Raw genomic sequence first — 12,500 nt, 5'->3', positions numbered from 1 at the left:
ATTGCGCCGGCAAAAATGCCGGCGAACCAAGGGAGGTAAGGCATGAAAACCCATTTGAAAAAGCGGCTGATCCGAACCGCATTGGTGGCAGCGGCACTCGCCACCTCGCTCGGCTCGGTGAGCCTGGCCCGGGCTGCGGACATCCACCTGCTCTGGGTGCAGGCGATGAAGGATCACCCGGTGCATCGGCTGATGCAGGCGGGCTTCCTCAACAAGTGCAAGGAACTTGGCTACACCTGCGAGGTGGTCGGCGACCCGAGCGCCACCAACTGGGATATTCCGGCGACCTTGCCGCTTGCCGAGGCCGCCCTTGCCCGCACCAAATACGACGCGATCGGCGTCTACGGTCCCGATCCGGCCATCTATTCCTACATCTCGAAACTGGCCAAGGAAGGTTTCCCGATCGTCACCTGGCACGTCCTGCCGCCCGAAGGGACCGTCAACGGCCTGAAAGCGGCAACGGGAGAGAACATCGCCGAAGCGGGAACCAATGCCGCGATCGCGATCGGCGACAAGCTCGGCGGCAAGGGCACCGTAGCGTTGACGCAGGGCGCTTCCAACGACACCGAAAACGCCATGTCGGATGCCTTCCGCAAGACCATCGCGGCGAAATATCCAGGCATCAAGGTGCTCGACACGCAGATGGAAGGCTTTGAGCCGTCGGCGGCCGAGGCAAAGGCGGTGGCGATCCTGCAGGGCAATCCCGATGTGACCGCCGCCTTCGGCACCACCGGCAACAGCATCCAGACCTGGTCGGGCGCCGCCCGCAAGGCCGGACGCGACGTCGTCATCGTCGGCATGGACTATATCAGGCAGAATCTCGATCTGGTGAAATCCGGCGCCGCCTACGGCATCGTTGCGCAGCCGCTCTATGAAGAGAGCGCCAAGGTCGCCGAACTGCTCGGCGATCTCGCCCAGGGCAAGACCGTGCCTTACAGCAATCCGCTGCCGGCAAAGGTGATCACCGCATCTGATCTCGATCCCTATTACAAGATGCTGGACAGCGCCGGCCAGTAACACCTGCCGCCGGGCCCGCGCCTTGCAGGCCCGGCGCTTTCCGAAGGGATGCGTCTTGTCCATCACCACCCAAGCGCCGCTGTTTTCGGCCACCGCCATCGCCAAGAATTTCGGCGGCGTGCAGGCGCTGCGCGGCGTCGATTTCGATGTCGTGGCCGGCGAGATCCACGCCTTGCTCGGCCAGAACGGCGCCGGCAAGTCGACGTTGGTCAAGATCCTCAACGGCGTGCATCCGGCCGGTTCCTACACCGGCACGATCCAGCTCGACGGCCGGCCCATCAGCTTCGCTTCGCCGGCCGATGCGCGATCGAACGGCGTAGGTTACGTGCCGCAGGAAATCGAGGTGCTCGAACAGCTGTCGGTCGCCGAGAATGTCTTTGCCGGCCGCACCGGGCTGGGTACCGGCATGCTGGTTTATCAGCGCAAGCTCCAGCAGCGGGCCGGCGAAATCTTTGCCGACCTCGGCATCGACATCAACCCCACGGCCTATGTCGCGTCGCTGACCTCGGCGCAGCGTCATCTGGTGATGATTGCGCGTGCCATCGTCACGAAGCCACGCGTGCTGATGCTGGACGAGCCGACGGCCTCGCTCTCCGGCACCGAGGTCGATGCGCTGTTCGCCGTGCTGCGCCGCCTGAAGGCGCAAGGCGTGGCGATGATCTACATCACCCACCGCCTGCCCGAGGTGCTCGCCATCTGCGACCGCGCCACGGTGCTGCGCGACGGGCAGGTGGCGGTACGGATCGCGCGCGAGGACTTCGATGCCGAGACCTTCATCTTCTCGATGTCGGGTCAAAGGCTGCAGCGGCTGTTTCCTGAACATGCAGCACCCGTCGGCGCGCCGACGGCGCTGGAGGTGCGCCATCTCACAGTCGCCGGCCACAGCGGCGCGGTCCATGGCGCCAGGGATATCAACCTGTCCGTGGCGGCGGGCGAAATCGTCGGGCTGGCCGGGCTGCTGGGCTCGGGCCGCAGCGAGATCCTGCACGGCATCTATGGCCGCGTCGCGGCCGAGGGCGAAGTCCGTGTCGCCGGCCAGACCGTGTCTATCAAATCGCCCAGGGATGCCCGCGCGGCCGGCATTGCGCTCTTGACCGAAGATCGCAAACGCGACGGCCTGCTGTTCAACCTGCCGGTCGGCGCCAACATCACCATCGGCAATCTCGCGCCTCTGTCGCGTCACGGCATGGTGCGCGGCGGACTGGAGCGGAGCTCCATCCTCACCGCCATGCGCGCGCTCAACGTCAAGGCGTCGTCGCCGCAGGCCGTGGTCACCCATCTGTCGGGCGGCAATCAGCAGAAGCTGTTGTTCGCCCGTGTGCTGATGCGGGCACCGAAAGTGCTGCTGCTCGACGAGCCGACCAAGGGCGTCGACGCGGCGACCCGGCACGAAATCTACCGGCTGGTGGTTGAACTCGCCGAGAAGGGCGTGGCTTTGCTGATCGTCGCTTCCGAACTGGAAGAGCTGATTGGCCTTTGCGATCGCTGCCTCGTGGTCGCCGACGGGCGCATCGTCGACGAATTTGGCCGTGGCGAAGGCGGCGAGGACCGCGTGCTGCGCTCGGTGACTGCGGCGCAAGCGGAACGCCACGCTGTGGCTGCACAGGTTTCAGCATGATGTTCGCCGGCAAACGTGTTTTCGTCACGGGTGCTGCGACCGGCATTGGCCGGGCGACCGCGGAGTACCTCGCCGACGAGGGTGCCAGGGTTTTCGGCGCCGGACTGGACGGCGCGGAGGGCAAGGCCCTTGCCGGCCGCTATGGCAAAAGCCAGTTGATCTTCCGCGAGTGCGATCTCACCCGCGAAGCGGAGGTTCAGTCGGCAGCGACGGCAATCGCCAAACGGCTTGGCGGGCTCGACGCCGTCGTCAACTGCGCCGGCATCTACCCCACCGGCAAGCGGCTTGAAGACGTTTCCGACGCGGAGTGGGAAAAAACCATCGCCGTCAACCTCACAGCCATTTTCCGGGTCTGCCGCGCGACCTTGCCGCTGCTGCGCGCGGCCGGCGGCGGCTCGATCGTCAACATAGCGTCCGTCCACGCCGATGCCACGGTTCCCGGCGTGCCCGCCTATGCCGCGACGAAGGCGGCGGTCGTCGGCCTGTCGCGGCAGATGGCGCTCGACTATGCCGTCGACCGCATCCGCGTCAACGCCGTGCTGGTCGGCTCGGTCGCCACCCGCATGACGCTGGACGGGCTGGAAGCGGCCGGCGGCGCCGAAGCGCTGGGCCTGTCCTTCGAGCCCAACAGGATTGCCCGCATCGCCAACCCTTCCGAGGTCGCCACGGCAATAGGCTTCCTGATCTCGGACGCCGCGTCCTTCGTCACCGGCAGCGCCATGCAGGTGGATGGCGGCCTGCTGGCGCGGCTTCTCTAAGCCTAAACGCAATCGGCTGGTTGACTGAAGATCCGATTATCCTGCCCTTCAGTTTGCCGCGCACAGGCGCTACCCTGCCAGGGCACGGAATTCCGCAGCCATGGCTGTAGCGGGGGGCAAGCCACCATGAACATGGACTCGACCATTGCTGGTCCGACACCACATTTGACCGCCCCGGCCATCGGTAGCGAGCTTGTTTGCATCGTCGATCGCAGTTCGTGTTTCCATGGCGCGATTCACGTTTCAGGATTCACGTTTTCCGCAAAATCCCCTGTCATTGGGGTCGCCTTGCTTCTGCCGGATGGCCGCACAGTCGTCCTGTCGCAAACTGGCCTTCCCAGTGCGGATTTGAGTCGTCTCTATGGGCGACTTGCGGCGTCGTGCCGATTTGACGAGCGGGTCTTTACGGGGCTGGACAACGCTCAGATGCTGGATGTGAAACTCGAAATAAGATTGGCGGACGGGTCGAAGGAAGTGCGCCCGCTTGCGGCGGCAGATCCGAACGATCCGATACTGCCCCTGGTAAACAGATTCTTTGCCGAGTTGCGGTCACGTTCCGGCGGACATTTGCTGGAGATCGGTTCGCGCAACCGGACCGGTGCAATGTGGCGCAACAGCCTACCGCCGGGCTGGGTCTACACCGGTTTCGATATTCTGGACGGCGAGAACGTCGACATCGTTGGAGACGCCCATGAGGCCAGCCGCTTTCTGCCTCGCAAAACCTATGACGCCGTCATGTCATTTGCGGTGTTCGAGCACCTCCTGATGCCCTGGAAGGCCGCGATCGAAATGAACCGGGTTCTCAAGACAGGCGCTCTGGGGATTATCCTGGCGCCGCAGACATGGGCTCTGCACGAAGAGCCGTGCGACTATTTTCGGTTTTCGAGTCACTCCTGGAAGGCCTTGCTCAACAGATCGACCGGGTTTGAAATCATCGAAGCCATCGATGGTGTGCGGGCATACATCGTGGCCCGAGTGCACAACATATCGACGCATTTTGGCGAGATGCACACCGGAGCGTTGATGTCGGCCGTCCTGTTTCGCAAGACAGGTGAAACAAAATTGGATTGGCCGGTCTCGCTTTCCGACGTTGCCGAAGATCTATACCCTTTTTAGAACCTTTTTAGCGGTTGGTAAGGGCCGTGGTTCTTTACGCGTAGCCTTGGGGCTGCGCCTCGCCAGGATCGACAGCGACGGACCATGCTCGTTGTCCGCTGTCTCGTGTGCGACCGCCAGATCGTCGAACCCCAGTTTAGCCAGACCCCACAGCAGATCGTCGCGATGTATCCAGCGCGGTACCGGGTCCATGCCTCCGCAAAATGTCGATGCGCCAAGCGGTCCGTAGGGGCGCGGATAAAGCGTCACCGTTCGGCCGTGCCAGTCGCGTTGCTCTGGCGCTCCAAGCGCCGCGCGCCGCCGGTCACCGACCGGCATCGCATTGTCGTCGACGACGTGAGTCCACAAAAACAGGCGATCGGTTCGGTCCGCCAACAAGTCCAGCACGTGCAGCGGGTCCGTCATATGATAGAGAACACCGCTGGCTACGATCAGCGGCCAATGCTTTGTTTCACTCTCCAGGAAGGGCACAAAATTGCCGAGCCGAAAGCTCGCGTCGCGCAAGCCAAGGATTTCCTTCGCGACCAGACAGCGAAGAAAGGCATCGCGATTGGCCTCGATGGCCAGAACCGACCCTGCACCTTGGGACAACAAAGTTGCGGTATGCGCCGCCTCCAAGGGACCTAGTTCGAGGACTTGCTTCCCGTTGAGCCAGCCACCCAGTTTCTCCGCGAGCCAAAGTATGCGTGGGTCCTCGTGCAGATGGGATGTGCCCGCCTGCAAGCCTTGCGCTGCCGGGAACGCGGTGACCCATTGGCCCTTGAATGCATCAATCGCATTTTGGGCTGACGGCGCTGATCCGATGTACACGGGAGGATCGACAACGGCCGCAGCGATGTGTTCAGGCCCGGCTTCGTTGATCGCGTCGAGCGCCAGGGCCAGTCTGTCGGGACTATGCGTCGCCGGATTGGCGGACATCACCGCAAAGAACTCGCACCCTACAGTCGGGTAAAATTGCTCTTCACGAAGTCCCAGGACTCCTGCTGCGTGCAAATCGGCCATGGCCAGGCGGAAACTGGACGGCGTGAAGACCCAGGCGTGACAGTCGACATAGTCGTCTCCTTGCCTGGTTGCCATCGCGTAGCCTGCTTGAGGCGTTCCGGCGAAAGCATACTCTCCCTTGAACCCTTCCAGCCAGACCTGCACACCTCCGCGCGTTCCATGCGATGCATGATGATCGAACATGGCCGCCGTGCCATGCCTTTTTTGCCCTGCCACATAGGCGGCCAACAGATGGCCCGCGGTACAACTGGGCCGCAGATAATCGAAGGTGTATCGACGATCCGGAATCAAGAGATACACCCGCCCACCCGGCTTGAGTGCCCGTTCGCAGCGTTGGAGGAAATGAACAGGGTCCGTGAGATGCTCAAAGACGTGACTGGCCACTATGAAGTCGAAGCCCTCGCCAGTCAGGTCGAGTTGTCTGAATTCGCCTCCATCGTCGATGGCATCTACCGTTTCAAGCCGTGAAACGTCGACGCCGATCGCAGCGTATTTCGAGCGCAATCCGTCGGCATCGGTATGATCGACAACGAGCGTTTTGTAACCTTCGGCCTTGGGCAATATGGGCGAGTATGAAGCGCCAATCTCGATGCCGCGTCCATTCTTGCCGATTGCCGTTCGGATAGTCTTTCGGAAGTCCAAGTTCGCATCCCCCGCACCGAGCGTTGCACGTCATGAGTAGACCATTTCACAGCGTCGACTGAAGTGTTATCTGTCGGGGCCGGGGGGCGCGCGGCCATGAAAAAGATCGGGCAAATTGCGAACTGGGCGGCCGCAGGAGCGTATGTTCTGGCCGCCAAGATAATTCAGTTCCCAGGCATTCTGGCCGAACGCGAGCCGCGATTTGTTTCCGATGAGACCGTGACGCCGGCAATTGGCAATTGTTATGCGATCGTCGTCAAATATCACCTCATTGGGATTACGAGCGACTTTCTCGACCTCCTGGCGACGCTTCGTCGCCAACATGTCAACGCCATTGTTGTCTGCAATGGCGATCTTCGTCCGGATGAACTCGTGACCTTAAGGGCATTTGCGCACCGCATCCTTGTGCGTAACAACATTGGCCGTGACTTCGGAGCCTACCGTGCCGCGACCTTGCATCTGGCGTCGGAGGAACTCCGACCCGAACGTATGATTTATCTGAACGATAGTGTCATTTACATTGCCGGACCTGGCTTGGACTCAATGATCAAAGCTCTGCTTCAGAGCGACTATGACGCCGTTGGCACCTACGAGAACCATGAGTTTGCCCATCATATGGGCAGCTACGCATTTAGTGTAGCCGGCAAAGTATTCGCCGATGCACAGATTCGGCGATTTTGGCGAGAGTACAGGCCCTACGACATTCGCCCCCACGCGATACGGAAGGGAGAACTCGGCTTTTCGCAATGCCTGGAGCGTTGTGGCTACCGGGTTGATGTTATCTATTCCGCCGACAAGCTCGCGCTTCGGCTCGACAAGATGTCGATCTCCGAGCTGGTAGCAACACTTCGTTACGTCCCTTATGGCGCGCTTCGCGGTTACGATCTTGGCCCGCTTCTGAAAGGCGCTCAAAGAACCGGACAAATGCTGGCGGGCAATCCCAAATCAAAAAGGCGTGGAGAAAAACGCGGAAAGGACTCCGCCATTCTCGAACAGGAATCGCGAACGCCTACAATATCGGAGTTTGGCAGGTTTTCGGCCGAAACAAAGGCCCGGCTTGCGGAAGCCGAGAAAAATGCATCCGTGGCCATTCAGATTAAACAAGAGACCCTGGTCAATCATATGATTGGGACCATCATCAATGGCAGCCAAATACACTTCGGCTTCGGGCTCTTTCATCGGGTGATGGATAGTCCTTTGGTGAAGCGCGACCTACTTATTCGGGGGATTTTGCTTGAACATGACTGTGCTCGTATCCTCGAACATCTGACGCCGCCACGGCGGGAGCCGATCATGCGCGAGTTGTTGAACCGTGGGCGGGCCGTCAATGTGCGTGGCATGCGCCGCTTCAAGCTCAGGAATGGGCTTATTTAGACGATCATCGTCGTCAGGCGCACCCGTCTTTTGCCCCGACCTAAAGCGAAAAGGGCGTGAACCAGACGGTGCCGGCAGCACTTTCGCCCTGGGCGAGGACGATCACGCCCTCGTCCGCATCATCCCATCGGCCGCGGTTGAAGGCGCCGGAGGCGTTGGTCTGCGGCTCGACGCAGAAACATGGTTTGGCCGGATCGGCGTAAAACATCAGATGCTTGAAAATCGGGTCGGCCTTCATACGCAGTCCCGCGCCGCGAGCCGGCAAGCGCAGCGTCGCTTCACCGCCCCAGCCGCCATAGTCATTGTTGCGCCAACCACTCGGGAGGGGTCTGCCTTCGGCAAAGTCGAGTTCGGGCGGCAAGGTGACGGCATCGCCTGAAATGCCGTCGGGCTCTTCGAGATAGAAACGCCTGGCGTCGAACTGCACCGTCACGTCCGGATCGCGATCGAACCAGGGATGCAGTCCAAAACCGAACGGCATGGCGACCGGACCGGTGTTAGTCAGGGTCATGGTCACGCTCAGCCCCTCATCCGAAACCGCGAAAGCCTGGGTCGCGCGGTAGGAATAGGGCTCGGCTCCGGCGGCGATGTCCAGCGACAGGGTGGCGTTGGCGGCACCTGCCCCGGTGACATCCCAGGCGTGCTGCCAACCGCTGCCATGGACGTTGAATTTCTCGGGCGGATTGTTGGGCAGGACCTGCCAGCGTCTTGCGCGGAAGTCGAAGGCGTTTCCGGCGATGCGGTTGGCATAGGGCGTCATCGGAAACATGGCGACGCCAAGCACGTTGCCGGATCTGCGATCATCTTCCGAGAGCCGGCGCATGAGATCGATGCCGCGCCAGCGCAGCGAACTCACGGAGCCGCCGATTTGCGGTACCAGCGCGACTTCGAGCGCTCCCGATCCGATGCTCAGCAATTCAGAAATTGCGGCCATAGCCTGCCGTCCAGCCACCGTCGACGCCCAGCATCTGGCCCGTCGTGTAAGTGTTGAGCGGATCGCAGAAGAACAGCACGGCCGCGACCGCTTCCTCGATGCAGCCGGCGCGGCCGACCGGCGTGTGGCTGAGCATCGCCTTGTCGCCCGAGACCATGGTTTCGTCCTCGACCGCGCCGAAGCCGACGGCATTCACCAACACCTTCGGCCCGAACTCCATGGCCAAGGCACGCATGCCGGCTAGAATCGCCGCGTTCTCCATGGAAAAGCGCGGATGACGGCGCATCGGCATGCCGGCGGTGGCCGAGATCAGGAAGACGATGCGCCCGCCGCCGCGCTCGGCCATGGCCACGGCCGCCCTGCGCGCATCGGCATACTGGCAGCGTGGATCCTGCATCGTCGTTCCCGGGCGCAGCGGGTTGGACATCAGCAGGATGTCGGCGGCACCCCCTGCTTCGAGAACCGTGCCGCCATTGGCACGCAGTGCGGCAAGCACGGCGTCGACGATCGGGTTGGTCTCGCCATCGAGGGCCACCGCGGCGCCGTTGAGATCGATTTCCATCGCGCCACTCACATCATGTATCCCGCCGTCCAGCCGCCATCGACGGCCAGCACCTGGCCGTTGACGTAGCTGGCGGCCGGCGAGGCCAGGAACAGCACCGCCTCGGCGATCTCCCGCGGCTCGGCCGGGCGGCCGAGCGGTACATGGGCCAGGAATTCCTGCGTGCGGCCGGCGAACTTGCCGTCATCCCCGTAGAACAGCTTGGCGGTCAGCGCCGTCATCACCGAACCCGGGGCGACCGCGTTGGTCAGGATGCCTTTGGCGCCGAGTTCGATCGCCATAGACCGCGTCAGATGGATGATGCCGGCCTTGGCGGCGACGAACGGGCTCTGCAGGCGCATGGCGGCAAGGCCGACGACCGAGGCGATGTTGACGATGCGCCCGCCCCTGCCGGCGGCGAGCATGGGACCGAGTGCCGCCCGGCTCATAATGTAGAGGCCGTCGAGATCGATGCCGGTGATGCGGTCCCATTCCTCGGCCGGGAATTCGTCAATTGTGACACGATGCGCCAGCGTATTGACGCCGGCATTGTTGATGAGGATGTCGAGGCGGCCGTAACGCTGCATGATCGCGGCTATCGCGCTGCCGACCGATGCGGCATCACGGATGTCGGTGGCGCAGGCCATGGCATCGGTCAAGTCGGCCGCGACCTGGCTTGCGCCCTCGCCGTTGATGTCGGCGACGACGACCGCGGCACCATTGTCGGACAGGCGCCTGGCGATGGAACTGCCGATGGCGCCAGCCGCTCCCGTGACCAGCGCCACCTTGCCTCGCAAATCGCAGCGCATGTCCCGCACACCCCCCGAGCAATACCGGGTATGCTATTATAATATCTACAAGAGCCGGGCAAGCGGCAGCGTCGCCCCGCGATTATTCCGCCGGCGCGCCGGCAACGTTCTTGCGGGCGGCATCGACCATCAGCCGCCGTGCGCGGAACACACCCCATTGCTGGTCGACGAGCACGCCGATGAGGATGACGCCGCCCATCACCGCGAAGTTGAGCGAGGACGGGATGCCGAGCAGATTGACGAGATTCTGCAGCTCCTGCAGCAGCACGGTGCCGAGGATGACGCCGATCAGCGAGCCCTCGCCGCCACGCAGCGAGAAGCCGCCGAGCACGGCGGCGGCGATGGCGTAGAGTTCATAGAACTGGCCATGGCTGGCCGGCGAGATCGAGCGCGTGTACATGGCGAAATAGATCGCCGACAGCGCCGTCAGCACGCCGCAGATGACGTAAGCCGCCATGACGATGCGGCCGGTGCGGATGCCGGAATACTTCGCCGCCTCCTCATTCTTGCCGATGGCATAGAGATAGCGGCCGAACACCGAACGGTGCAGCACCACCCACATGACGATGGCGATGACGATCAGCGCGATGAAGCTGTTGGGCACGCCATAGGAACGTCCGGCTGTCAGGAATTCGAGCTCGGGAAAATTCTGGCCGAAGGCGAAGCCGGCGGTGCCGTCGGCGGTGTAGAAGCGGGCGACGCCGCGATAGATCAAGAGGCCGCATAAGGTGACGACGAAGGGCTGCAGCTTCAGCCTGGTGATAAGCCAGCCATGCACCAGGCCGATGATGGCGCCAAGCGCGATGATCAGCACGAAGGCCAGCGGCCAGTCCAGCTCGCGCACGGCGATGAAATCGATGAACAGCGTTCCCAGCAGCGCCACCACCGATCCGACCGACAGTTCGATGCCGCCGGTGATGATGACGAAGGCCTGGCCGATCGACAGGATGCCGAACAGGCCGATCAGGTTCGAGGTGTTGGCAAGGTTGATCGGCAAGAGGAAGCGCGGATTGATGATGGCCACGATCGCGCCGACCACCAGGATCAGGATCAGCAGGCCGAGATCTTTCTTGCTCATCGTCGTCTCCCCAATTCCTGCCTGGGCAGGTTGCGCGGTCTCGCAGCGCAAAAACTATTTCGGCTGCTTGCCCACCGCCAGCAGCAGCACGTTTTCCTGGCTGAACTGGTCCTTGTCGAGAATGCCCGAGATCTGGCCCTCATGCATGACGGCGATGCGGTCGGACACGCCGATCACCTCCTCCATGTCGCTGGAGATCATCAGCACGGCGACGCCTGCATCGGCCAGGGCGCGCATCAGCCCGTAGATTTCCGCCTTGGCGCCGATGTCGATGCCGCGCGTCGGCTCGTCGAGGATCATCACCTTCGGGTTCATGGCCAGCCACTTGCCGAGCACGACTTTCTGCTGGTTGCCGCCCGACAGCGTGCCGGTGCGCGTCTGCACCGAAGGCGCCTTGATGCCGAGATTTTTTTTCTGCTTCTCGGCAGTGGCGGTCTCCGCACTTGCCGACACCAGCGAACGCCTGGCATGCGCCGGCAGATTGGGCAGCGAAATATTCTGGGCGATCGACAGGTCGAGCAGGATGCCGGTCAGCTTGCGGTCTTCCGGCACCAGGAAAATGCCGTGCGCGACGGCGTCGGCCGCCGAACCCAGCACAAGCGTCTTGCCGTCGAGCTCGAGCGTGCCGCCAAGGCTGCCGTCGATGCCGAAGAAGACGCGGGCGAGCTCAGTGCGGCCGGAGCCGACCAGGCCGGCAAGGCCGAGGATCTCGCCACGCCGGACATCGAGGTCGACGGGTCGGCTGGGATAGGTGGGGGTGCGGATGGCCTTGGCCGCGAGTGCCACGGCGCCAGGCGCACGCGCGGCCTCGGAGGCCTTCTCGCGCTCCTTCAGCATGCGGCCGATCATCAGCTTGACCATCTGGTCGTGGTTGATGTCGCGCTTGCCCAGCGTGCCGGCCAGCATGCCGTCGCGCAGCACGACGACGCGGTCGGCGACCCGCTCGACCTCGTGCAGGCGGTGCGAAATGAAGATGACGCTGATGCCGTCGGCCTTCAGCGCCTTGATGACGTCGAGCAATTTGTCGGTCTCGGCGAGCGGCAGGCTGGATGTCGGCTCGTCGAGGATGACCAGCCTTGCCTTGATCGACAGCGCCTTGGCGATCTCGACCATCTGCTGCTGCGCCAGCGACAGGTCGGCGACCTGCGCATCGGCGGAGAAATTGGCGCCGACGCGCTTCAAGAGCGGCGCCACCATCTCGCGCAGCTTCGAGCGGTCGACGAGTTTCAGCGGCCCGGCGCGCAGCGGCTCGCGGCCGAAGAAAATGTTGGCGGCGACGTCGAGGTTTTCGAACAGATTGAGTTCCTGGTGGACGAAGGCGATGCCCGAACCCAGGCTACCTTCGACACTCAGCCCCTTATGGGCGGTGCCGTCGACCGTGATCGTGCCGGTGTCCGGCGTGGTGACGCCGCCGAGGATCTTCATCAGGGTCGACTTGCCGGCGCCGTTCTCGCCGACCAGGCCGATGACCTCGCCCGGCCTGACCTCCATGGAGAAGCCATCCAACGCGACGACGCCCGGATAGGTCTTGCGCACGCTCTCGAGGCTGAGGAACGGCGTGGTCGCTGCGATGGATGTATCGGAATAGTTCATCATGCCTGACAGCAGTTA

General features: G+C 62.9%; 11 protein-coding genes. 5 read left to right on the top strand and 6 right to left on the bottom strand.

What is annotated here, in order from left to right; genetic code table 11:
• Positions 1-42: 42 nt before the first annotated feature.
• The 4 genes from AB4Z43_RS11200 (at position 43) to AB4Z43_RS11185 (ending at position 4,509) form a co-directional block, all read left to right on the top strand.
• Positions 43-1,017 (top strand): sugar ABC transporter substrate-binding protein, encoded by a 975-nt coding sequence (locus AB4Z43_RS11200; RefSeq protein WP_441937437.1) that lies wholly within the window; start codon positions 43-45, stop codon positions 1,015-1,017.
• Between the two features lie 55 nt (positions 1,018-1,072).
• Entirely contained in the window at positions 1,073-2,635 is a 1,563-nt protein-coding gene (locus AB4Z43_RS11195; RefSeq protein WP_441937435.1) for a sugar ABC transporter ATP-binding protein, read from the top strand.
• On the top strand, positions 2,635-3,393 hold the full coding sequence (locus AB4Z43_RS11190; protein WP_441937433.1) for an SDR family NAD(P)-dependent oxidoreductase: 759 nt from the start codon (positions 2,635-2,637) through the stop codon (positions 3,391-3,393). Before AB4Z43_RS11195 ends, AB4Z43_RS11190 begins: the two co-directional genes overlap by 1 nt.
• 126 nt (positions 3,394-3,519) lie before the next feature.
• Positions 3,520-4,509, top strand: coding sequence for a class I SAM-dependent methyltransferase (locus AB4Z43_RS11185; RefSeq protein ID WP_223217825.1), 990 nt, complete (start codon positions 3,520-3,522; stop codon positions 4,507-4,509).
• On the opposite strand, the gene AB4Z43_RS11180 is transcribed toward AB4Z43_RS11185, so the two are convergent.
• A complete protein-coding gene (locus AB4Z43_RS11180; RefSeq protein ID WP_245307014.1) occupies positions 4,495-6,153 on the bottom strand; it encodes a methyltransferase domain-containing protein in 1,659 nt (552 codons plus the stop codon). The two genes, AB4Z43_RS11185 and AB4Z43_RS11180, sit on opposite strands and share 15 nt — an antisense overlap.
• Positions 6,154-6,249: 96 nt before the next feature.
• Between AB4Z43_RS11180 and AB4Z43_RS11175 the strand changes: the two genes are divergently transcribed.
• A complete protein-coding gene (locus AB4Z43_RS11175) occupies positions 6,250-7,527 on the top strand; it encodes a rhamnan synthesis F family protein (protein WP_223217827.1) in 1,278 nt (425 codons plus the stop codon).
• Positions 7,528-7,567: 40 nt separating this feature from the next.
• Here the strand turns inward: AB4Z43_RS11175 and AB4Z43_RS11170 are convergent, their stop codons facing one another.
• The 5 genes from AB4Z43_RS11170 to AB4Z43_RS11150 form a co-directional block, all read right to left on the bottom strand.
• A complete protein-coding gene (locus tag AB4Z43_RS11170; RefSeq protein ID WP_441937430.1) occupies positions 7,568-8,461 on the bottom strand; it encodes an aldose 1-epimerase in 894 nt (297 codons plus the stop codon).
• Entirely contained in the window at positions 8,445-9,035 is a 591-nt protein-coding gene (locus AB4Z43_RS11165) for an SDR family oxidoreductase (RefSeq protein ID WP_441937428.1), read from the bottom strand. The genes AB4Z43_RS11170 and AB4Z43_RS11165 overlap by 17 nt, the downstream gene beginning before the upstream one ends.
• The gene (locus AB4Z43_RS11160) at positions 9,032-9,811 is read right to left on the bottom strand and encodes an SDR family NAD(P)-dependent oxidoreductase (RefSeq protein WP_019862556.1); all 780 of its coding nucleotides are present in this window, start codon (positions 9,809-9,811) and stop codon (positions 9,032-9,034) included. Before AB4Z43_RS11160 ends, AB4Z43_RS11165 begins: the two co-directional genes overlap by 4 nt.
• Before the next feature lie 82 nt (positions 9,812-9,893).
• On the bottom strand, positions 9,894-10,889 hold the full coding sequence (locus AB4Z43_RS11155; RefSeq protein WP_020629113.1) for an ABC transporter permease: 996 nt from the start codon (positions 10,887-10,889) through the stop codon (positions 9,894-9,896).
• A gap of 54 nt (positions 10,890-10,943) precedes the next feature.
• Positions 10,944-12,482 carry a sugar ABC transporter ATP-binding protein gene (locus AB4Z43_RS11150; protein ID WP_441937756.1) on the bottom strand — a complete coding sequence of 513 codons (1,539 nt, stop codon included), beginning with the start codon at positions 12,480-12,482 and terminating at the stop codon, positions 10,944-10,946.
• Positions 12,483-12,500 lie beyond the last annotated feature (18 nt).

This window comes from Mesorhizobium sp. 2RAF45 (assembly GCF_052115225.1).
Classification (GTDB): domain Bacteria; phylum Pseudomonadota; class Alphaproteobacteria; order Rhizobiales; family Rhizobiaceae; genus Mesorhizobium; species Mesorhizobium jarvisii.
The sequence above is the reverse complement of the archived record's forward strand: the minus strand, read 5'-3'. Positions and strand labels throughout refer to the sequence as shown.